This is a genomic window from Pseudanabaena sp. PCC 7367, from assembly GCF_000317065.1.
Lineage (GTDB): Bacteria > Cyanobacteriota > Cyanobacteriia > Pseudanabaenales > Pseudanabaenaceae > Thalassoporum > Thalassoporum mexicanum.
The window spans coordinates 1,427,573-1,449,767 of the sequence record NC_019701.1; the positions used below are offsets into that span (position 1 = coordinate 1,427,573).

The 22,195-nt window shown below is 45.4% G+C and carries 18 protein-coding genes; 10 read left to right on the top strand and 8 right to left on the bottom strand.

Annotation, left to right across the window (positions count from 1 at the left end):
* Window positions 1-69: 69 nt before the first annotated feature.
* From PSE7367_RS05525 to PSE7367_RS05555, 7 genes are all read right to left on the bottom strand, one after another.
* Window positions 70-924 (bottom strand): ABC transporter ATP-binding protein, encoded by an 855-nt coding sequence (locus PSE7367_RS05525; protein WP_015164391.1) that lies wholly within the window; start codon window positions 922-924, stop codon window positions 70-72.
* A gap of 101 nt (window positions 925-1,025) precedes the next feature.
* Window positions 1,026-2,144, bottom strand: coding sequence for a glycosyltransferase family 2 protein (locus PSE7367_RS20215; protein ID WP_015164392.1), 1,119 nt, complete (start codon window positions 2,142-2,144; stop codon window positions 1,026-1,028).
* A 102-nt stretch (window positions 2,145-2,246) separates the two neighbouring features.
* Window positions 2,247-3,629 carry a flippase gene (locus tag PSE7367_RS05535; RefSeq protein ID WP_015164393.1) on the bottom strand — a complete coding sequence of 461 codons (1,383 nt, stop codon included), beginning with the start codon at window positions 3,627-3,629 and terminating at the stop codon, window positions 2,247-2,249.
* A gap of 197 nt (window positions 3,630-3,826) precedes the next feature.
* Window positions 3,827-4,876 (bottom strand): UDP-N-acetylmuramate dehydrogenase, encoded by a 1,050-nt coding sequence (locus PSE7367_RS05540; protein ID WP_015164394.1) that lies wholly within the window; start codon window positions 4,874-4,876, stop codon window positions 3,827-3,829.
* A 7-nt stretch (window positions 4,877-4,883) separates the two neighbouring features.
* Entirely contained in the window at window positions 4,884-5,453 is a 570-nt protein-coding gene (locus tag PSE7367_RS23075) for a serine O-acetyltransferase (protein ID WP_015164395.1), read from the bottom strand.
* A gap of 100 nt (window positions 5,454-5,553) precedes the next feature.
* Entirely contained in the window at window positions 5,554-6,963 is a 1,410-nt protein-coding gene (locus tag PSE7367_RS05550) for a UDP-N-acetylglucosamine 1-carboxyvinyltransferase (protein WP_015164396.1), read from the bottom strand.
* 92 nt (window positions 6,964-7,055) lie between these two features.
* Window positions 7,056-9,290 carry a polysaccharide biosynthesis protein gene (locus PSE7367_RS05555; protein ID WP_015164397.1) on the bottom strand — a complete coding sequence of 745 codons (2,235 nt, stop codon included), beginning with the start codon at window positions 9,288-9,290 and terminating at the stop codon, window positions 7,056-7,058.
* Between the two features lie 995 nt (window positions 9,291-10,285).
* Here PSE7367_RS05555 and rpe point away from each other — a divergent pair.
* From rpe to PSE7367_RS05590, 6 genes are all read left to right on the top strand, one after another.
* The gene (gene rpe / locus PSE7367_RS05560) at window positions 10,286-10,975 is read left to right on the top strand and encodes a ribulose-phosphate 3-epimerase (protein WP_015164398.1); all 690 of its coding nucleotides are present in this window, start codon (window positions 10,286-10,288) and stop codon (window positions 10,973-10,975) included.
* Window positions 10,976-11,361: 386 nt separating this feature from the next.
* Window positions 11,362-11,817 (top strand): hypothetical protein, encoded by a 456-nt coding sequence (locus PSE7367_RS05565; protein ID WP_015164399.1) that lies wholly within the window; start codon window positions 11,362-11,364, stop codon window positions 11,815-11,817.
* A gap of 11 nt (window positions 11,818-11,828) precedes the next feature.
* Window positions 11,829-12,101 carry a hypothetical protein gene (locus PSE7367_RS05570; RefSeq protein ID WP_015164400.1) on the top strand — a complete coding sequence of 91 codons (273 nt, stop codon included), beginning with the start codon at window positions 11,829-11,831 and terminating at the stop codon, window positions 12,099-12,101.
* A gap of 86 nt (window positions 12,102-12,187) precedes the next feature.
* Window positions 12,188-13,294, top strand: a complete 1,107-nt coding sequence (locus PSE7367_RS05575; RefSeq protein ID WP_041698339.1) for a hypothetical protein — start codon at window positions 12,188-12,190, stop codon at window positions 13,292-13,294.
* 759 nt (window positions 13,295-14,053) lie between these two features.
* Entirely contained in the window at window positions 14,054-14,647 is a 594-nt protein-coding gene (locus PSE7367_RS05580; RefSeq protein WP_015164402.1) for a hypothetical protein, read from the top strand.
* Between the two features lie 447 nt (window positions 14,648-15,094).
* A complete protein-coding gene (locus PSE7367_RS05590) occupies window positions 15,095-15,802 on the top strand; it encodes a hypothetical protein (protein ID WP_015164403.1) in 708 nt (235 codons plus the stop codon).
* A gap of 299 nt (window positions 15,803-16,101) precedes the next feature.
* Here the strand turns inward: PSE7367_RS05590 and PSE7367_RS05595 are convergent, their stop codons facing one another.
* Entirely contained in the window at window positions 16,102-17,499 is a 1,398-nt protein-coding gene (locus tag PSE7367_RS05595; RefSeq protein WP_015164404.1) for a V-type ATP synthase subunit B, read from the bottom strand.
* Between the two features lie 696 nt (window positions 17,500-18,195).
* Here PSE7367_RS05595 and PSE7367_RS05605 point away from each other — a divergent pair.
* The 4 genes from PSE7367_RS05605 (at window position 18,196) to hpsJ-A (ending at window position 22,171) form a co-directional block, all read left to right on the top strand.
* Window positions 18,196-18,993 (top strand): PFE-CTERM domain-containing protein, encoded by a 798-nt coding sequence (locus PSE7367_RS05605; protein WP_015164405.1) that lies wholly within the window; start codon window positions 18,196-18,198, stop codon window positions 18,991-18,993.
* Window positions 18,994-19,396: 403 nt separating this feature from the next.
* The gene (gene crtA, locus PSE7367_RS05610) at window positions 19,397-20,455 is read left to right on the top strand and encodes a cyanoexosortase A (RefSeq protein ID WP_015164406.1); all 1,059 of its coding nucleotides are present in this window, start codon (window positions 19,397-19,399) and stop codon (window positions 20,453-20,455) included.
* A 48-nt stretch (window positions 20,456-20,503) separates the two neighbouring features.
* Window positions 20,504-21,223, top strand: coding sequence for a cyanoexosortase A system-associated protein (locus tag PSE7367_RS05615; RefSeq protein WP_015164407.1), 720 nt, complete (start codon window positions 20,504-20,506; stop codon window positions 21,221-21,223).
* Between the two features lie 219 nt (window positions 21,224-21,442).
* The gene (gene hpsJ-A, locus PSE7367_RS05620; RefSeq protein WP_015164408.1) at window positions 21,443-22,171 is read left to right on the top strand and encodes an HpsJ-like protein, cyanoexosortase A-associated; all 729 of its coding nucleotides are present in this window, start codon (window positions 21,443-21,445) and stop codon (window positions 22,169-22,171) included.
* Window positions 22,172-22,195: the final 24 nt, after the last annotated feature.

Sequence of the window (22,195 nt, forward strand, 5' to 3'; positions counted from 1 at the left end):
GTTTGTATATTGCTCATTAGTAGGCTGCTTAGAAAATTTAAGTTAATCCTAATCGCTATTGAGGCTAAATTATGAGGGGGCTTCAGCATCACTACTAGTTGGGGTAGTCTCTAAATCAGGGTTTTGCGCTGGTTGATTTGTACTCTCCTGGTCGATCGGCTGTTTAGGATCATCAAGGTTGATATTACCAATGCCTAAATAAAGTTCGGCAATCTTGGGATCATTGAGTAAATCAGTGCCTTTGCCCTCAAACCGATCGCGGCCAGAGTCTAGTACATACCCCCGATCGGCGATCGCCAGCGCCTTGCGGGCATTCTGCTCCACCAGAATAATCGCCGTGCCAGTGGCATTAATCCGTTGCACCAGGTCAAAGATATCCTGCACCAGAATTGGTGAAAGTGCCGCCGAAGGCTCATCCAGGATCAATAATTTGGGCGATAGCATCAGGGCTCGACCCATTGCCAACATCTGCCTTTCGCCGCCCGATAGGGTGCCGGCCCATTGATTCCGCCGTTGCGCTAAGACCGGGAAAGACTCATAGATATTTTGTTTGAGCGTTTTGAGATCGCCTTCAGCCAGGTATGCACCCATATCCAGGTTCTCAGACACAGTCAGCGAAGGGAATACATTAGACACCTGGGGCACATAACCCATACCCCGACAGACCACCTGATCTGGCTTGAGGCCAACAATGTTCTGGCGATCGAAAATCACCTGCCCCGATCGCACTGGCACCAGGCCAAAAATTGTCTTCGCCAGGGTCGATTTGCCGGCTCCATTTGCGCCGATCACCGTAATCAACTCGCCTGGTCGCAACACCAGATTAATACCTTGCAAGATATCCACCCCTTCGACATATCCGGCATGGACTTGCTTAACTTCGAGAATTGGTTCTGGCTGTGATGATGTTTGAGTAGCTGGCATAGGGCTTCTTTGGGCAAATGTTTCTTGTCAATTAATTTTAGCTTGACGAGCAGTACAGTTATTTCATACAGACAAAACCAAACTAGGGGGATCAGGCTGGACTATCTATCGCCTTGATTTTGCCCTTGCTCCTGATTAAGATATTCCCAGGTTTTGAGCTCGATTTTGTGGTTAGAGGAAATATGGTTTACTGCCAGACCGATACTATGTCGCATCAGCAATCTGAAGGGATGGTATTTTTGGCTGATCCAAATCATGAATTGGAGCAAGGTATTGCTAATTAGACGCTTCTCATCCAAGCTAAGCTGATTAATATATCCAGCTTGGTCAAGTTGACAACTATAAACTAACTTAACTGCCAACTTCCACAGCGCGATCGCCAGTTTTTTACTCTTGGCTCGAAAGAACAAAGCATATTCACCATAGCGATCGATCAGGTCTTCCCCATCATTGATCCTCTGCTCGATGCACTGACGGCTAAAATCAGTCAGACATACTTGTAACAATAGTTTTTCCAATCTCACCGTTACGCCATCTGGAAAAACATTGCGGATATACAAAAATTCTTTAACGATCGCAAATTTGGTGATCATGGCCATTCGTAACCACAGGTCATAGTCCTGGCCATATTTAAATAAATTACGATAGCCACCAACCGATTGATAAACGTTGCGCCGAAACATTACTTCACCATGAGTAAAAGGGTTGTGACCTGCTCTTAAGCCATCTATTCCTCTTGACTCATCCCCCATCAGCAAAACTGTGTGACTCTGATTTGCCTCATTTAGATTGTTCTGGCAAAGATACATATTTTTGATGTAACAGCCAACAAAACCAATTTCCGAGTTTTTCTGGAGCAAATTAAGCTGACGGTCGATTCGCTGCGGCAACGAAATATCACCAGAACCATGAATAGCAATAAATTTGCCCGTAGTTAGACTAATCGCATATTTGATCGCCCTCACAAACCCTTGATTCGCCGTAGAAATCACTTTCAAACGTGGATCTTTAATCTGACAAAGCCTTTCATAGGTGCGATCGCTAGAGCCGTCATCAATTACGACAATTTCTAGATTTGGATAGGTTTGATTTAATAAGCTCTGAATCGACTCATCAACGCAATCCTGCCGATTGTAGTAAACAGAGACAATCGATACCAGTGGTAGTAGTGGTAATTGGGGCGATCCTAGTGCCCCTGATCGCAAAGAATTGGCATCCACTATGTCTAAAATCTACTATGAGTGTTGAAACCGTAAATACAAATGAATATGGATAAAAATATGATGGAATCGTAGCTCAAATACACCAAAATACTAAATGGCTTATTTTAGTTTGTTTTTTAGTTTGTTTTTTAGTTTGATTGCTAGCTCACTGAGCAAAGAAAAGTCACTTCTTTGATACTTCAGCAATTGCCAAATTGTAATTTGATTGATCTTGGCATAGGCAAACATAAAAACGATCGCTGAAATGGCATAGCTAACCGTCGAGGCGATCGCGGCACCATTAGCACCATAGCGCGGAATCCAAACCCAATTGAGGCCAATGTTCAAAACTGCCGCCGGCGCAAAAATGGCCAGGGACACCTCTGGTCTCCCCTTTCCCGCCAGATCCATATTTAGCACTTTGAAAATAGTCAGAATCACCACGCCGGGCATCAACAGTTGCAATACCCTCACGCTGGGTCTGAAGGCTTCGCCATATAGGAAGGGAATTAAAAAAGGAGCGATCGCGGCCAGCACAATGGCCACACCGATCGATACTGCCAAGGTGATCCGTAACAATTGGGCGATTTTATGGGTAAAAGCACGGCGATCGGCCTTATTGTTGTCCACATTAGCACTGCGGGAAAACACCACTACCCCCAGGGCAGCCGGTAGTTGCCAAATTAGCTCTGTAATTACCACGCCAGTGTTATATTGGCCAATCTCGGTGGCAGAACTGAGCCGTTCCAGCAGCACCACATCGATCTTGTAATTAATATTGATCATAAATAGCGCCAAGGCATAAACCACCCCCAGGCTCAGCATCTCCCTGGCAATTTGAGCATTAAACCTAATCCGCAAAGGCACATGCCGCGATGCCAGCCACAATGTATAGACAAAATTGACAGCTAAGGAAAGAATCAAAGCGGCGATCGCCCCCACCACATAGGCCTGGGCTAGCCACACTAGCAAGACTAAAAAAATTAGCCTCAGAAAAATTCGCAAGCATTGCACCTGATTAAACTGGGCGATCGATTCCTTGCCCAGCAAAATCCCAGAAGAGTAGGAAACTGTTAAAAACAGAGGAATATATAGCAACCCCAACCCGATCATTGGCAGGGTGAAATTGGGATTGTCCAAACGCCAATACAGCAAAGCGCAAAGGACTACGCCAAGACCACTAAAACAGAGCAGAAAATAATAAGCCATACCCGCAATATCAACATCCGCATATTGCTTTTGGCCAAGGTGATGCACAGTGGCCTGGCGAATCCCCATCTCGGCCAAACTCACAAACAGGGTCGGGAAAACCAAAAGCGCCACTAAAATCCCTTTGCCCTCTGGCCCCAATTGGCGCGAGATAATCACCGTGCTCAAAAAACCGATCGCCACGATGAAAAACCTGCCCCCCATCAGGGTCAGAACTTCCTGGGCAAAGCTACGTTGCGGTTTTGAGATTGAGGGGTCTGGAACTGGCGGTTCGGTGGGCGGTTTTGTTTTCATTAACTACTAGACTGTTTGCATAAATGCTCAATTGTGACTGAAATGTTAGCGCTGAGGTTTAATCTTAAAATTGCAATCTAAACGATCGCCAAAATTTAATGGATAAAATCAAATCAGCATTGAGCATTATGGTGAATCATACGGCCAAGCCACAAGCTGAATATTTCTGGTTTGCCGGAATTGAGTTAAGTTGGTGATTAATTTGTAATTAAGTCTTGGGGCAAAAATCTCACTTCGCGCTCTAGCTGAACATCAAAGCGATCGGCTACCACCTGTTGTACATGGGCAATCAAGTTTTTAATATCCTGCGCCGTTGCCGTGCCATCATTCTCAATCCAATTGGCATGTTTGGCGCTAATTGAGGCTCCACCAATTTGATATCCCTTGAGGCCAGCTTGATCGATGTACCATCCCGCTGGTTTATTGTTTTCATTACTGGTTGGTTGCTTGAAGGTGCTACCACTGGTGCGCTGGTTGAGTGGCTGCTTGGCAACTCGCTTTTGTAAGATTGCGCGATGTTGAGCCAGAATATCCGCGCGACTGGCTGTTTGTGGGGAATAAAAACGGGCGCTGAGAATCCATTGGTGCCTTTGGTTCAGATTAGAATGACGATAACTCAAATCCAGTTCACTGGCCGGAATAGTGACGATCGCCCGATCGCAAAATTCAGTCAGACTAATTTGAGCGGCCTGGTTTGATCCGTTTCGCTCAGTTGCCGAGGAACGTAACAGATCGGGATTAAGTACAGTTACATCTAGCAGAATACTTTTAATACAGGCATTGCTATCTCTGCCTCCCACCCCCGCATTGATGGCGATCGCCCCGCCTACTGTCCCAGGAATACAAATTAAAAACTCAAACCCTGCCATCTCGGATCTGGCCGCAGCTAGTGCTAGTTTGGCCAAATGGCAACCAGCCTCGGCGGTAAAAATACTACTTTGTTGATCTTGCCAAAACCGCGCCATCGAGTTTTTCATGCAAACTACCACACCATTGATGCCCTGATCATCAACCAGAATATTAGACCCCTTGCCAATCACTACAAAAGGGAGCTGGTGTTGCCAAGCCCAGTGATAGGCGGCGACCAATTCAAGTGGTGTGGCTGGTTCGAGGAAAAAAGCTGCAGCCCCACCCACCCCCCAGGTAGTATAGGGAGCAAGCACAATCTGCCGCTGAAATTGTGAGTAAATGTCAATCTCGGCGATCGTTTGCAGGTCTAAACTGATACTGGCAGGAGTGCTATTCATGGTTGAATCAGGTTGCGGTGGTTTGATTAACTTGATCTGACTCAGACGCGATCGCTGCATCAACACAATCTGGATCAGTCATAATCTTGGCAATTCGCGCCGGAATACCAACAGCCACACCATAATCAGGCACATCTTCAAGCACCACAGCGTTGGCACCCACGACAGCATGTTTACCCACAGTCAGATCGCCAATCACCTGAGCACCAGCATAGAGAATAACTTGATCCATAATTTTGGGATATTGCTTATCGAGGCCAGTGCGCCCATGACTGCCGATCGTCACCTGTTGAAAGATTTTGACATGATCACCAATTTTTACGGCTTCACCGATCACAACACAAAACGGATGAGGAAAATTCACCTGCTTTCCCAAGACGGCTTTAGGATTAACCGAGCTACTAAACATAATTTGCTGGAGATAAAAGAAGAAAATCGATAGGATTGGGTTGTGATTCTCTCTGAAATAATGCGAAAGCCGATATAACCAAATAAGTTGGAGGCTCGGGGTAAAGAAGATTGCAACCAGAATGCTTGCCAGTTTCCCCTTACGGTAGGGGTCAAGATCGCTGCACATTAAACCCAAACATTGCCTTAAGGACATCATTATGTTTTTAATTTCTGTCAACACATTGGCATATTTTGACCCAAAAAATTAGCAACACAACTCAAACACATCAATATTCAATATATCGTTGCAATCTAGCACCAAGACTTTGAGCTTTGCTCACAAAATTATCGTAGCCCCGCTCCACCTGCCATGAATTGCTGACCCTGGTTTCACCTGCTGCCACCAAACCAGCCAAGGTTAGTGCTACTCCTGCCCTGAGGTCTAACGCTTTAACCATCGCGCCAGCGAGAGCATGACCACCTTGGATTTTCAGCAGATTACCATCGATCGCAAATTGTACTCCCATTTTGGCCAGTTCCTGGGCATAACCATAGCGACCAGGAAAGCGCAGATCAATGATTTTTGACTCACCCCGGGCGATCGCACCATAGACAGCAAACAGCGGCTGCATATCTGAATTGATGCCAGGATAGGGGCCAGTGGCGATCTCCACCGGATAGCACCTGCCACCGCGCACAATCAGACTATGGTCACCGCGATAAAACTTTGTACCGCTTTCACGCAGATGAATCAAGGGAATTTCCAGGTTGCCATAGGGGAAATCTTGAATTTCCAGATCGCCGCCAGTAATCACCGCCCCCACCAGCCAGGTGATCGCCTCCATGTTATCGGCCAAAACGCGGTAGTTTGTGCCCTTTAGTCCCGCTACGCCAGTGATCTCAATGTGCTCCTGACCAAAAACCTGGATTTTGGCACCCATGCTGCGCAGATAATTAATTAAATCCAGGATCTCTGGCCGGATGTGGGGATTCCAAACCCTGGTGATGCCGGTGGCCAGTGATCCACAGATGATTGCATTTTCCGTGGCTCCCGTCGATCGAATCGGCAGATGAATATCGCTGCCCTGAAGCTTACCGTGATATTTATCCTTTACTGCGGCACAAAGCTGGTTATTTTCAATCCAGACTTCTGCCCCCATCTGGCGCAGCAACATTTCATGCAAGTCAAATTTACGATCGCCATTCCCAACCACTGGCTGAGGTCGATCGCGATCATCAACTTGCTCAGACTTACTATTACTAATATTGCTGCTATTACCAGGATTACCAATTTGGCAACCACCCGGCAAAGGCACACTACCGCTGCCAGTTCTGGCCACCAATGCGCCCAAGATTAGCAGGGTATTACGAATCGATCGCCCCTGCCAATTGAGCGTAGAAGTAATCGATTCTGGCTCAGCGATCGTAATTTTGTTGGCTGTAATCTGACAATTTTTGCCCAGCTTTTGCAACATCCCTGCCTGCACCTGAGCATCCAGCAGGCTCGCGGGATAGTTTTCCAAACAGACAGTTTCGCTGGTGAGCAAACTGGCCGCCAGAAGCCGCAAGACACTATTTTTTGCGCCACTGACACGAACTTGACCAACCAGGCGCGATCGCTGTACCAAATATGATGTATTCGGCGGTTTAGCTTCGACCAGATCCAGGTTGTTGGGGTTGCTGGTTAGTTTTTCCATTAATTCCACCGCCAAAGTTAACTTGATGAGCTGGATGCACTGATATATTACTGGTATATTATTGATATATTGCTGGCGATTGCAGCGATTGATTATTTTTTGCGATGCTTATGCTGCTGGGGTTGCTGTTTGTGGTTCAAGAACCGATCGTCCAACCAATGTCTAGGCACACCCAAATGCTGACTGGAGCTACCAGCAGTAATTGCTCCTACCACCATGCCTGCTAAGCGCTGATAGAAGCGATTTTCCAGGGCAGCGGGCTGAGCTGGTTGAAATTTAGAGATTGCTGCCACCCTGGGCTGGGCTGGACTAGTTGAATTTACTGGGCTGGCTGGATTTAATTGAGTCGATCGCGGCGTAGAGCGATTGCTTCCGCTCGATCTCTTGGCGCTGGTCGAATTATTACTATGGGCTAGATTCTTCGCATTGCTCTCATTACTAGGCGCATTACTAGGACAATATTCCGGCACCAGCTCTTTAACTAATTCCACCATTGGGGTTGGGCAATCGGTTTGGGCATAATTCAAGAGCGTCTGTAACTTCGGTTGCAGCGATCGCCATGCCAGCCTTGATTCATAGGCACAGAAAATTTTGGCATGTTGAGTAGACTTGGCACTATTTTTGTCTACTAATAATTCCTCATAGAGCTTTTCCCCTGGCCGCAAACCACTGATTTTAATTTGAATATCTCGGCCTGGTTCCAAACCACTAAGCTGAATCATCCGGGTCGCCAGGTCATAAATCTTAACCGGCTCGCCCATGTCCAGCAAAAATACTTCGCCACCCCGCGCCATTGCCCCAGCCTGAATTACTAATCTGGCCGCCTCTGGGATCGACATAAAATAGCGAGTCATTTCTGGATGGGTAACGGTGATTGGCCCACCAGCCGCGATCTGCTGATGGAACCTGGGCACCACTGAACCACTACTACCCAGCACATTGCCAAACCGCACCATGGTTAAGCAGGTTGTATGGTTTGACTGAGTAGCCAAAGCCTGCAAGATCAATTCGGCGATCCGCTTGCTGGCTCCCATAATGTTAGTTGGGCGTACCGCTTTGTCGGTGGAAATGAGCACAAATAAATTTACTTCTGCGGCGATCGCACATTGTACTGCGGTCAGGGTGCCCATCACATTATTAAAAATGCCCTGCTGGGGGTTGGTTTCCACCAGTGGTACATGCTTATAGGCAGCAGCGTGGTAAATCGTATCCACCTGGCATTCGGTTAAAACTGATTTCAATCGTGCTGCATCGGTGACCGAACCCAGATAAGCATGTTGTGGTAAATCGGGGTATTTTTCTGCTAGTTCCAGATTGATCGTGTAGAGGGCAAATTCACTCATTTCATAGAGCACCAAGCATTTTGGTTGCTGCATGGCGATCTGACGGCATAATTCCGCCCCGATCGATCCGCCAGCCCCAGTTACCATCACTGATTTACCAGTAATATTAGTGCGCAGCAGCTTGGGATCAGGGGTGACCGGATCGCGCCCTAGCAGTTCATCCAGTTCAATCTGACGAATTTCGCCGATCGCCACTTTGCCAGTCAAGATCTCGCGCATCGAAGGCACGGTTTTAACGGGAATGCGCAGCGATCGCAACTTGTCCAGAATCCGCCGCCGATCTTCCCCTTTCACCGAAGGCATCGCCAGTAAAATTGCATCACATGGCCGTTGCTTGATCAGGGCTGGTAGTTGGCTGGCCGCATGTACCCGCACACCGCGCACAATGTGGTCTTGTAGGGCGGGATTATCATCCACAAACCCGACAATCTTGATACTAGTGCCATTGATTAAGGACTCGGCCAATTGCGATCCAGCCGAACCAGCGCCATAAATAATTACCTGCTCTAGCTTATTGCGATCGTGCCCAGCCAGGTTAAACCTTTGCACCAGAGCCCGCAACCAGAACCGAGCCACTGAGACAAACAGCAGGCTGAGCAGGGCAGTATTGATCAAGACCGATCGGGGCAGGAGCAGGAACTTCAGGAAGTAGGCCAGGGCGATCGAAATGCCAAAGCTGACTAACACAGGCTTAGCCGCGATCGCCATAAATTCCGCCCCCGTATAGCGCAGAATCGGTCGATATAGACCCATCGCCACAAACACCACCAGATTGATGATTAATAGCAATGCTGCCCGCCAACCATATTCTAGAATCTGCTCAACTGGGAACAGGTTATTAAATCGCAAGCCCAGCGCTGCATAGGTTGCGGCCAGAAATAATAAAGAATCCATCAGCACTAAGAGCGCCCGCTTTTGGGATCGAGGTAGTGCCGCAGCCACCTCAAATTTCCCCATTAATTGGTTAATTCGCCAGCCTTGCATGACTAAATTCAGCTAGAACAACTATTTTGATGCAGATTCCCTTAAAAGAATTGAAAGAATTGAATTAAAAAGCTAGATCAATTGGCTTAAATGCATTTGAATGCATAATTGCATCATATTTTTGGGTACTAAAAACCCTGGGCTAGACCAGTTTCCCCTCAGTCGATCGCCCCTACGTTGAGCCTAATTAAAAGCTCCAGTGATGCATATAAATACAGATATTTACTTGGTATTTACTTAGTTTGAAGTTGAGATAAATTCATTGAAACCCTTCCTGCCGCAGCTTGATACCACCCCGTATTTAATTCTTAGCCACGATTATTGCAATTAAATTAAGGCAATAATAAACAGTTAGTTACAGAACTTAGATTTATCAATTAATTGCGATCTTTGAATAATTACTATTGTTCAACTCTTGCCTAACCAATATTTAATCGCCTTAATGGCTAAGAAATATGGCCAATAAATTCAAGGGTAATTATTAGATATAGCCTAGTTAAACTAACTAAGCAATAAGTCTAATTATAGTTCAGAAGTGGGGCAAAAAATGATTGTTTGTCGTAACCAGACGGGGAAGTGATAACAGCTTGACAGCATCATCCATAACGATCGCTCTGGGTGATTGACTTAGTAATTGACTTATTAGTAATTAAGCTGCGGGTCAATGGCTCAGCAAGGCAAACTAGATTTTTTTGATTTAGATTAATTAGATTAACTAGTCCTGTCACATTGGGTTGGCATAGCAGGATGTTACCCCCTGGCTACCATAAATTTCGAGCTGGCTGAAACTTGGCGCAATGTTGCCCAACTCGTTACAAAGCATTTTTCAGAGGATTGCTTCTGCACAGCTTCTAGGTCTTTATTGGTATTTACTTAACCGTAATTAACCTGGCGATCGCAATTGGGGTGATAATATTAAGAAAGTATAAGTATTCGGTCATAAGTATTCAGAAGTATTAAGTATTCAGAAGTATAAGTATTCAGGCATAACAAGCATGTCCAACAAACCAATAGTTATTGCTCCTTCAATTCTGTCGGCTGATTTTAGCCGCCTGGGTGATGAAATTCGTGCCGTTGATGAAGCCGGAGCCGATTGGATTCACGTTGATGTTATGGATGGTCGCTTCGTCCCCAACATCACGATCGGCCCATTAATCGTTAGCGCGATCCGGCCGGTGACCAAAAAGCCGCTGGATGTCCATTTGATGATCGTAGAGCCAGAAAAATATGTGGCAGATTTTGCCAAAGCTGGTGCTGATCATATCTATGTCCATGCGGAGCATAATGCTTCTCCCCACTTGCATCGCACCCTGGGTCAGATCAAAGAAAATGGTGCTAAGGCTGGTGTGGTATTAAATCCTGGTTCTCCTTTGTCTTTGATTGAATATTGCATCGAGCTTTGTGATCTGGTGTTGATCATGAGTGTCAACCCTGGTTTTGGTGGCCAGAGCTTTATTCCCACCGTGGTTCCCAAAATTGCTGCCCTGCGCCGGATGTGTGATGAGCGTGGCCTCGATCCTTGGATCGAAGTGGATGGTGGCTTAAAGGCTAATAACACCTGGCAAGTGCTGGAAGCTGGCGCTAATGCGATCGTGGCTGGTTCGGCGGTGTTCAAGGCTCCTGATTATGCCGAGGCGATCAGAGGCATCCGCAATAGCAAGCGTCCTGAATTAGTTACGGCCTAAGGTAGTTTTAGTTCAAGAGTTATTTTTATTTTTAACTCTAGCGATCGATGAGCGATGCTTAATTAATCGCTGATTAAATAATTGCCATAACAATCAAATATACAAATATAAAATAAGCCAGGGTTTCTAGACTGATTCAACTTAAGGCGGGCAGTATCTACAATAGTTAGATACGCTACTTTAGTTAATCTAGGAACCCTGATTTTATTTCTGTGGCTGCTAGTAATTGCCAAAACTATTAATAAATATCAAACCCATTAAATTCACTAATAGAGCTGCAAATATTTCGCGCTAATGGCATTTGGCATTAATATGTTTGGCGATCGTTTGGTTGACCTGGTGCTTCATTTACCTGGCTGTCTAGAGTCTATGGAGGTTGATTTGGGATGAGAAGAAGCAAACGCAATCGCCGCCCCCCTAGCCGATCGATCGATTGGGATAAGTTTGAACAAAATAGCGATCGCTCTAATCGGGCTGATGCTCAATCAGAGAATGATTCACCTAGCCTCAGCAAAGCCTATAAAAAAGCCTATTTATATGCCTGCCTGATGCCTGTGTTTGGGTTTGTGCCAGCGGCGATGACCTTTATTGGCAAGCGGGGCGATCGGCAACAACGGGAAGTGAGCAAGGTATCCCTTTCTTTGTTAGTGGCATGGCTGCTTGTCTATGCTGGCTCTGGCGCGATTGGTGCTAATCCAGAGGGGGTGCAAGTTACCAGCCAACTAATCCAGGGCAGTCTATCTTCGCTTTATTTTGGTATCAGCGTTTGGCTAATGTATCGATTGGCCAAGGGTAAGCAGGTGGTATTGCCTGGGCAGGGGCAAGATGAGCCGGACAAATAAACCTAGAAAGTATGTCCAAATATCCCCTGGTGCTGATCGCTGCTAGTTTGATCTTTGCCGTTTTACCCCTGCTCTCAGTATTGTTGGCCAATTTGATTGGTAATCTGCTCGGTTGCCAGGTAAATGAGGGATTTGCCAATTCTTGTCAGGTTGGCTCGTTTGAGCTGGGTGGCATTTTAGCCTGGATGTTTACTGCTGGCTGGTATATATTCTTCACTTTGCCGATCGGTTTGGTGGGAGTTGGCGGCGGCTCAATTTGGTTAATTATGCTCAACCAAAAATAAAAAAATAAGTAGAATAACTGGGCACAATTGCCACGATTAGGCATTAGTCTAGTTAAGGCAAAATAGAAAAAACCAACAATGAAATATTGAGACTACCTAGTGGTGTGGTTGTGGTGATGGTAGAGCGATTAGCTGGCAGGGTAAAAAAAACTAAATCACGTTTTTGGGCTGGCCTCAGGGTAATTCTATCTTTGGGCTTAACCTGCCTAACGATTACTAGCTGCATCGATCGCCAGGAAAAAGTACCCGTTTTTATTTTTACGCAGGTTGCTCCCGACGGCACCACGATCGATACATTGGTTCCATCTGACCTGGTTGCGGCTCAGGGTTCTTTGACTGATGTGATCAACTCCCTGCCAGAAGATCGCAGCTTTCAGGTGGTCAAATTTGGTGAATCACGAATGCAATTCCAAGCCGCCGAACTATCCGGTTCCCAGGTGTTTGGTGAGATTGCTACCTTTCAACTGCCCGCCGCCATTACGCAGGACAATAACCAGGGGAATGACATCTGGCAGGAGCGTAATTTGTTGATTGTGCCCAGTGGCTTGGTGACGATCGCTGCACCGATCGATCCTGAAACTGAAGTGGCTGCCGATCCAACCAGTCAACCAACAACCTCGCGCCGCTACACCTGTCCCAGTGGGGTGCAAAGTCTGGTGCTTGATAACAGCCGAGCGTTGTTTTTAGATCTCGGAGCCAGGGTCGATCACCTGCCAAGGGTAGCAGTTTCCTCGGTGATGTGTCTGGATATTGACAATAATCAGCAAGCAGAGATTGTGGCTGGACTGCGATTAGACAACATCAATCGACCCAGTAGCTTGGAAATAGATGCCTGGCAGCGATTCTTGCAGCTACCGATCGATCAACGTTGGGAATATAGCATGTTGGTGATGTTGCGACGGCCAGATGATGCCCCCGATACCTGGCTAGTGGAAACGATCGCTACCCATAGTCGTGCCTTGGCCTATACGCAGGATAGTGTGGGCAGTTTTGCGCTCTTTAGTGCCCATGATCTCGATGGTGATGATTGGCTGGAATTGGCGATCGTGGAAATTGGCCTGGACACAGTAGAGGCGCTAGTATTGACCAGTGGTGCGAATAAATGGCAGTGGCAGAGTTATTATCAACCCGATCGGCCCTTGGATGTGGTGCAAAAGCAGGAACCAGAGCCAGTACCACAACAACCACAATAGCTAATCAAACTCTGGTAAATTTGCTGTCATAGGAGTGTCATAGCAGTAGGAGAAGCGTGATTAAGGGCGGAGCTAAAATTTATTTAGTCAGTAGTAGCGATCGGCTGGGCTCTATTGCTAGACTATGGAACAAACGTTAGGGTAGTTATACCTATGACAAATACCAAATACAATCAAATACAATGCGCTTGCGATCCTGATCCTCAAATCTAAACACTCAAATCTAACTAAACCAACCAGCAAAGCTAATTTAAATTAGGCCAGTGGTAGCAGTTTTGATTAGCTCAATCAATCCGAAAATCAACAATCTAATTGAAGATTATTTGTCAAAGTAGACAATGGGTCTAGGTAAAAACGCTGAAGTTGAGCATAGGAGCTTGCAGCCAAATACTGATCTTAGTTAAATTCATATTTACAGCTATGGACAGCTATGGGTGATTAAGTTAAGCACCTAAATTAGTCAATTTAGAACAGCGGAGCAGTGGTTAGGTAAAAAATGCGTCAATCGCATACTAGATAAATATGATTGAATATCTACGCTAATCACTGTAATTTTGAGTAAAGCCTTAACGTCTAAGCGTTTTTACATTAAAGTCGGTTGTAGTTATGATAGACATCAGCAATGGTGGCGATCGCCGTAATAGCCCTCAATCCAGGTTCTACTGAAGAGCTACTAATTTAATCCTTTGATCATCCCGATCATCCCGATCACGCAAACACAATCAGCTTGAGGAGTCCCCACAAAAGGTAACAGTGACTATGGTTAACCAGATCAAACGCGATGATATGTATGACAAGCTAGGTAATATCGATCAGATCCGCGATATTATTTTTGGCGCTCAGTTGCGTGAATATAACTCCCGCTTTGAAAAGATCGAAGCAGATATTGTGGCGACTCAAGATGAGTTACGCGATCGGGTGAGTGAAATCAAAAATGCCCTGACCACAGAAATGCGCGTGGCGATCGAAAGTTTGGAAAAGAAGCTTAAAACTTTGCAAACCTCCTCTGACGAAGAACGCCAGGATCTCCGCCAGCAAGTCGATCGCACCTATCGCAAGACTACCGCTAACTTTGAAAAACTGAGTGCCGATCTAGACGATAGCACCAGCTCGATTAGAGATGAACTCAACGAGGCCAAAGAGAAGCTGCAAGAAGATGTGCGCAGCCTCAGAACCTATATCCAAGAAGAACTCGATCGCCGCCTCACTGCCCTGGGTGATATGAAAGTATCCCGTGATGATATGGCGGAAATTTTGTTCGAGCTGGGGATGCGCTTGAAGGGCACTGAATTTGTGCCAGAGCTAGAAGAAGCCTCCGATCTGATTCTGGTCGATCGCATGTCTAATGAGTAGATCAAATTGAAAATTATTAGGGATAACGGCGATTTGAAAAATTACTCGTTATGCTGATGTGGCAAGGAATTGGCTATATTTTAAAAGCTGGTCTACTTTGGCTGATGTGACGGATTGATCCAGTATGGTCAGGAATTAATTGGTTAGTCGCAAAGATCTAAAAGGTACAGCGATCGACTATATGTTCATAATTCATAGTTAGGTTCCAGATGAGCTTGCTCAACTTAATTGGGATTGGGGCTGATGCCCTTTAGGTTTTTATTTGAGTTCTTGTTTGAATTACCAAACCAAATGCCACAAGCCATCTATATCTATGAGTAGTTACATCTGGCCATCCATTAGTATATTTTTTTGACATCAACTTATAAAAAATAAAGCTTTTAGGTGCACTTGGATCAACTGGATCGACCACAGAGTGCGCTTTAGGCATTTTAGGATTTGATAAGAATGCAAAACTGGTTTAAATATTCGTCGGGCGCAAATTTGTTAGGTTTAAATTTATTAGGTTCAAAGGCTAGACTTTTGGGACAGTCTGCCTCCAATTCTCTGGTTATGGGTCTAGGCTCTAAGCTCCGATCGCTCTCGATTACGATCGCCCTTGCCCTGATCATGTATGTGACGATTGGCTTAACCCCAGCCGCATCAGCGATCGCTGCACCAATCACCTTCACCCCCCCAATGCCGATCGCGGTAATCAGCACCACCAAAGTTACGCTGCACGATAATCCCACGGTGCCAGGTGAAGTTAAAGATCGGTTCAGCAAGATCGTTAACACAATGCAAAAAATGCGGTTTTGCAACCGAGAAAGTTGTTTCTATCGCGGCCTAGAATCAAATATTCAAGCGACCCAGAGTGAGCAGGAGCCCTATGCCGCCACAATCCATGCCGAAATCGATCGGCCAGCCTCTTTCTTTGACTACGCCGATTATCACTTTGCCTACGTGGGCGATCGGTGGCGTTTGATGGGTGCAGAAGAATATACCGATGTGGCTGATTATGTATTCAAGGGTGATAAGTACGAGATTTTTAGCGTCCATGCCAGCCGCATTCTCAGAGGCAACATTGAAGATGCCCTCAATCGCACCAGCAGCCTGAAGTCTGGTTATGTGCCGCTCTATTACAGTGTGCTCAGATATGGGGTTGAGCGCGATTAGACAATGAAAATTTCCAACAACAACCAATAAACTAGTTTTTAAATAATGTCAGTTTGATAAAGACGATCGCCGCCTAAACAATTTGGTACTTAGGCAATCTTCTGTAACCATTAGTCAGATGGTTTCAAATATCTATCGAACTCAGGTTAAACAACTTACTAAACAATAAAAATGACAGATCGCAAGAGTAGTGAGTCTCTATGAATCTGTCGTTTTTAAGTTTCTAGGTTATCTTGATCTGAGATTAGATCTAATATTAGAGTTGCCGATCTAAGCCAATCGTAGCTGAAATAAATTAGCTAGCTAGAAGCTACACCCACTTCTTGATCTTCAGCCTCAGCAGCGCTATCTGCCATCTCCGACTCATTCATATCCTCGTCAGCAGCAGCATGAACATCCTCAGGATAATATTTCTCCACCAGTTCATCTTTCATTAACAACTCTCCTTTGGAAAAACATTCCGCCAGGGTGCGCCAAGAAAGGTCTAGGGCTTCGTCAAGCCGAATATCGACATTAAAGTCCATAAACCGTTTTTTGAATAGCTCACCAAACTGCAATAGTTTCTGATCATTATCGGAAAGATCAAAGGCCATCGCCATTTTCTTCTGGGCTTCCTTGGCACCAGCGTAGAAACGAATCATGGTGTTCATGATCGCACTGTGGTCATCGCGGGTCTTTTTGCCAATCACCAGTTGCTTCAGACGGGACAATGATCCAAATGGATCGATTACGCCATCGTGCAAGTAGAATTGCCCTTCGGTAATATAACCAGTGTTATCAGGTACCGGGTGGGTCACATCATCACCGGGCATGGTAGTTACGGTCAGGATCGTGACTGAACCAGCCCCCTTAAAATCACAGGCACGTTCATAGCGGAAAGCCAACTTGGAGTAGAGATCGCCCATATAGCCGCGATTGGAAGGAATTTGATCCATTGCCACGCCGATCTCCTTGAGCGCATCAGCATAGGCGGTCATATCGGTCATCAATACCAACACCCGTTTGTGTTCTTCGACGGCGAAGCGTTCAGCTACGGCCAAGGCCAAATCGGGCACTAACACCCGCTCTACGATCGAATCGGAGGCCAGGTTAGCAAACATGATCGTGCGGGAGAACACGCCTTCGTTCTGGAAGGTGGTGGTAAAGAAATGGAAGTCATCAAAGGTTAGCCCCATGCCGCCAAACACAATAATATCGGCATCAGCCTGAATGCCAATCCGGGCTAGCAGTTGGTTGTAGGGTTCACCGGCCACTGAAAAAATGGGGATTTTTTGGCTTTCCACCAATGTATTGAAAATATCAATCATGGGGATGTTGGTGCGGATCATATTATTTGCCAATACCCGCATCGCCGGATTGATCGAAGGGCCGGCCACTTCAACTTCCCGCTCGGTAGCCAGATCGGGGCCACCATCGATCGGATTGCCTACGCCACTAAAAATACGTCCCACCATGTTGTAGGAATAAACGGTTTGCATCGGCTTGCCTGTGAAGCTAACCGTGGCACCGGTGGATATACCTTTACCGCCGGAAAATACCTGTAGGGAAACAACATCGTCCTGGAGTCTGATTACCTGCGCTAAGGATTGATCGCCGTCGGGATTAGAGACGATCGCCAATTCTTCATAGCCCACATCTTTAGCTCGAACTTTAACAATGTCGCCATTGATTTCAAGAATGCCTGTGTGTTCAATCATGCTTGCCGTTTAGCCTAACTAGCTTAAATGTTTAGTTCTGGGGGATAAATTGTGTTTTTTAAGATTTACCTAATTCTACGCCAATTCGATCGAGGCAGATTGCTCTTAGCCAAGGAAATCGTAAATCTGCGAATATCTGCCACCAAGGATCAAAATCAGTTATGCCTATTAGCTTATCCCTTTACTAGTGCTTAGGCCAGTTGGTTATTTGAACAATTTAGATGCCGTTTTAGTGACATTAGCTGGCACTAGATCCAAAGATTGAAATGATTAGCTGCGAGCTTATGAATTAAATCAGTTATTTAGCTTGATTAAGCGTATAGAACAAATAAATTAATCGCAATTTGTATAACTTAATACCGCCGATCGCAGTGATGGTGAGGATTCCTTGACATATTTCGGCTATTGACTAGCCAGATCATTTAAGCTAAATTGCTTAAGTTGGGTAAACTAGTATTTAATGCTTAAGGCAAATTACTTAGCAGAGCTACCCAAAATCAGTCAGGCAAACATAATTCTTGGGGGAAATCCCTGCCTTGGACTGACACAAGTGAATAGGGTTAATGGCGCAATCGATTTGCGCATGCTGATTCAGAGTTCCTCGCTCGCTCACTTAGACGGAAGTTTAAATCTTAAATATTTGTCCTTAAGAAAGGGCTCTAGAACTTTAGCAGCAAGAAAACACGGGCTTAACGAATGAATAGATTGCTTAAAAAACTTATCCCGCTAACTACCGTAGCTTTTTTATCGGGCTTATCGGGGGCGATCGCCACGCCAGCGGCCAAAGCTTTTACGATCGATACCTTCGATGATGGTAATGCGGCTTTGCAAACTACAACTACTGCAAGTGATTTGGATACTGGTTTATCTGGTCCAATAGGAGGTGTTCGGGATTCTAGTCTCACATCCAATAATTTTGTCTTTACCCAGGCATTTGTAAACAATGATCCACCTGGCCCAGCCGATTTTACGGGTCAACTGGGCTTTGAAGCACTAACTGGTGGCGATGCCACTGTTGATATCCTATATGATGCTAATGGCACTGGTTTAGGTGGAGTTGATATAACCGAAGCTGGTGATAATGACAGATTCAGGTTAGCCGTAATTACTGGTAATAACCTACGGACAAATAATGGTGGTGGCGTATCATTGACCACTATTCTTCTCACTGTAATTGATGATCAGCTCACACCTGAAACTGCTACAGCTAATGTAAACTTCCCTACTGATTCGTTCACGGGTGCATTTGATATTGATTTTGGGCTTTTCACAGCTAATAATGCAAATATTGATTTAACTTCGATCGATTCAATTGAGATTTCAATCAATATCCCTGATAGTGCCCCATCTCAGATTGCACTCGATTCATTCATTGCAACCGTACCTTTCAACTTCCAATCAAGTGCAGGCTTGGCTTTAGCTGGTGGGGCGTTGGCCGGGTCATATTACTTCAAAAAGAAGAAGAAGGCCGGGAACAAAAAAATCAAAAAGTAGTCAGTTAACCGTAAACGGCAAGTTAGATAATCTAGATAACTTGGCGATCGATCGTAAAAATCAGCAAGCTTAACTTGAGCCAGGTTAATTCACAAAGACATAAATACCTAGCCATATGGGTATAGTTTTAACAACAGCTACTCTAATCATTGTCACTACTAGATCCGACTTGTGATAACTGGCTTAAGATTTTTAGGTAAAGTGTTTTAACTACTTTGGCCGATTGCTAATCATACTTGAGGATTAATAATTAGTTAATCTGATGCATTTACAAAATAGGTAATCCAGAATCTGAATACCAAAACTGTGATAATCTATCAGCTTGAATTGGGACTATAGTTGTTTTTGAATTTGGGTTAATGCTACTACCGCAGAGCAACGCAATACAATAAGAGCGATAACCATGACTATAGAGCCGATCGATTCAGTTGGGTTAATTAAAGACTATGCCAAGAAAACCGAATTCTGGCTGCTAGCAATCCTGGCAGCCTTAGTTGTTTTACATCTAAATTTGCTGTGGCAATTGACCGGCAATGGTGATGCCTTAATCATTCGAGTGGTGTTTTGGGGTGCGATCGCCTATTTAATTTGGAATCGGCGCGATCGGCTGAACTGGCAGAGCGATCCTGTCTCTACTGGCATCGGTGGGATTTTAATCTACTGGCTGATGTGGATGAGCATCTCAGCTCATAATCAAGATCCATTGTTTCTGTGGGCCTATCCACCAGTGGCATTTTTGAGCCTGGGGCTAATTGCTTCTGGCATCAAAGGCTTGTGGCAATATTGGCGGGAATTTATGATTACCCTGATGATTGTGATTCCTGAAGAATGGTATACCTCAACTTTAATGTTTGCCACTGAAAAAGCCCTGAATGTGAATGTGGTGACGGGTAAGATCGCTGCCTTTGCCTTCTGGTATGCCGGCATGGATGTACAATCCCAGGGTGCGGTAATTGTGCTTCCCAATGGTGGCGTGCAAGTGGAAACCCATTGTACTGGGTTGGTATTTGTATTTTTGTTGCTGCGCCTGTGTATATTGCTATCGCTGCTGTTTCCTGGCTTTTGGGTGCGTAAAAGCACTCTATTTCTGGGCACGGGCATCCTGGCCTATTTGCTGGGGGCAGTGCGGGTGATGCTCTTGGCGTTGGTGGTACATAATCAGCCTGTCTTTGACTATTGGCATGGTGATTCGGGCTCGCAGATTTTTTCGACTATCTCGATCCTGATTTTTGGGATTATGTGCAAATTTATCTTGCTCGATCGGATCTTTGATGACCATGAATCTAATCCAAGTGAAGAGTTCGATCTTTATTTTGAAGACTATGACTATGAAGATCCAGAAGCATCAGAAGCAGAATTTCAAATGGTGGCCGAATCAAGCGAGGCTGATCCCATCGCATCAATAAACCAAAATCAAACTAAAGTTGATCCTGATCAGTCTGCTAACCTCCAAAAATCATAGCCAAAAATCATATAAACATGGCAGCTAGCATAGCTCTTAGATAGCGACATGAACAAGATTCGACTTCCATTATTAGCAGCTATTTGTGGCAGTATAGTCCTAGTATTTGGGGCATCGTTGCTGAACCTGAAAGTGGGCGATCGTGCCTTTAAATTACCTGAACAAGCCCCCCTCGATGGCTGGCAACTGCAAGACAGCAAGCCAATTAGCACTGAGCCCAAGGCGATCGGTGAAGAAGATGAGCCAGTCGCTGAAACAGTAATTATTGCCAAACATTATCAATATAGCCAGGGCGATCGCCGCCTGGATCTAGAAATACGCTACATTGCCAATTCCTATGGCCAAATTCCAGCAATTATTCCCGCCTACACCAACATTGCCGATCCAGAATTCCAGGAAATTATTGGTGATAATATGACTAGCCTAAAAAAGTCGATCGATGGGATTGGTTCCTATAATCTATTTAGCTATCAGAACAAAGCTTATTTGAGCACTTGTATTACACCCTATGGCACCATTATCGCCAATCAGGATGACTTTTTTATTAATCTACGCACCAGTCAAAGCCTGAAAGCTAATTTGTTACCCTGGGCACTGGGACAAACTCCCTTGCGCGATCGGCGTTGTGTTTGGGCACATTTATATATAAACATTGACCCCAACCAAAATGGAGCTGAAGCACAGGCATATGAAACCCTAGAAGCCAGCCTGGGTAATTTAAGTCAATGGTGGCGATCGCAACTCCTGCCTGCCAATCAAAATTCCTAGCGATCGATCAACCTAATTTTCACTTAAATTAGTTAAAGAATTAGGCAAAGTTAGAACTGAATCACCAAAGCGCCTGAGCGCCTGAGCGCCAGATCGCCGGATATATCTTTAAAATAGCCATAATAGCCATTCAATCCCAGTTAAATAACCGGTTAAATAACCAGTTAAATGCCCATTGCAATGATCACAAAGAAGCAAGAGACTATCCAAATTTAAGGCATGACTATCAATAAAGCTGTACAAGCAAACCTCCGAAATACTGATGAACCGAATGAGTGGAGCGAACTGAAGTCGATTGGTTTAATTCGCATGGTTGGCTATTGCCTCTTGCTGTTAGCCCTAATCGATTTCTTCTACACCCTGCTTCCGCCTCAGTTCATGGAACCACAATGGGAGCTAACCACAATCAAAACGATCGTCGAGCGGGTGCCAGTGCCCTTAATCGGTCTGGCTCTGGTGTTCTATCGCGGTGAAACGGCACGCCAGCATCGGGAAGTGATTGTGCTGAAGGTGCTTTCCTGGTTTTGTATGATTGCGGCGGTAGTATTTTTCCTGCTGGTGCCGCTGACCGTCAGTAATACCCTACGGCTCGATAATCTCAATGCGGTGGAACTAGAGAATCAACTACTCCAGCAAAAAGCGCAAGTAGATGCCGTACGCGACAAGCTGGAACAAACTAGTGATAGCAATATTGTTCAATTGATTGAACAACTAGAGGCGCAGGGGCAAAATGAAGATATTGAGACTCCCGATCAGTTCAGGGCTCAGGTTTCCTCTGAGTTGGCCACAGCCGAACAAGCAGGTCAATCCCTGGCGGATCAGACCTTGACTGCACAGCGCCTGGGGCTGGCTAAAAATGCTGCTAAATGGGTATTAGGGGCATTTATTGCCGGATTATTGTTTGTGCGAATGTGGCAGATAACTGGCTGGGTGAGGGATTTGGTTTAGCAACCGATCGAGCGTTTAGATCAA

Excerpts from the sequence above, each read along its gene's own strand:
- PSE7367_RS05605 (WP_015164405.1), top strand. The coding sequence starts at position 18,196 with ATGAATAGATTGCTTAAAAAACTTATCCCGCTAACTACCGTAGCTTTT.
- PSE7367_RS23075 (WP_015164395.1), bottom strand. The coding sequence starts at position 5,453 with ATGTGCAGCGATCTTGACCCCTACCGTAAGGGGAAACTGGCAAGCATT.
- PSE7367_RS05570 (WP_015164400.1), top strand. The coding sequence starts at position 11,829 with ATGTCCAAATATCCCCTGGTGCTGATCGCTGCTAGTTTGATCTTTGCC.
- PSE7367_RS05590 (WP_015164403.1), top strand. The coding sequence starts at position 15,095 with ATGCAAAACTGGTTTAAATATTCGTCGGGCGCAAATTTGTTAGGTTTA.
- rpe (WP_015164398.1), top strand. The coding sequence starts at position 10,286 with ATGTCCAACAAACCAATAGTTATTGCTCCTTCAATTCTGTCGGCTGAT.
- crtA (WP_015164406.1), top strand. The coding sequence starts at position 19,397 with ATGACTATAGAGCCGATCGATTCAGTTGGGTTAATTAAAGACTATGCC.
- PSE7367_RS05615 (WP_015164407.1), top strand. The coding sequence starts at position 20,504 with ATGAACAAGATTCGACTTCCATTATTAGCAGCTATTTGTGGCAGTATA.
- PSE7367_RS05580 (WP_015164402.1), top strand. The coding sequence starts at position 14,054 with ATGGTTAACCAGATCAAACGCGATGATATGTATGACAAGCTAGGTAAT.
- PSE7367_RS05535 (WP_015164393.1), bottom strand. The coding sequence starts at position 3,629 with ATGAAAACAAAACCGCCCACCGAACCGCCAGTTCCAGACCCCTCAATC.
- PSE7367_RS05540 (WP_015164394.1), bottom strand. The coding sequence starts at position 4,876 with ATGAATAGCACTCCTGCCAGTATCAGTTTAGACCTGCAAACGATCGCC.
- PSE7367_RS05525 (WP_015164391.1), bottom strand. The coding sequence starts at position 924 with ATGCCAGCTACTCAAACATCATCACAGCCAGAACCAATTCTCGAAGTT.
- PSE7367_RS05550 (WP_015164396.1), bottom strand. The coding sequence starts at position 6,963 with ATGGAAAAACTAACCAGCAACCCCAACAACCTGGATCTGGTCGAAGCT.
- PSE7367_RS05565 (WP_015164399.1), top strand. The coding sequence starts at position 11,362 with ATGAGAAGAAGCAAACGCAATCGCCGCCCCCCTAGCCGATCGATCGAT.
- PSE7367_RS05595 (WP_015164404.1), bottom strand. The coding sequence starts at position 17,499 with ATGATTGAACACACAGGCATTCTTGAAATCAATGGCGACATTGTTAAA.
- PSE7367_RS05555 (WP_015164397.1), bottom strand. The coding sequence starts at position 9,290 with ATGCAAGGCTGGCGAATTAACCAATTAATGGGGAAATTTGAGGTGGCT.
- hpsJ-A (WP_015164408.1), top strand. The coding sequence starts at position 21,443 with ATGACTATCAATAAAGCTGTACAAGCAAACCTCCGAAATACTGATGAA.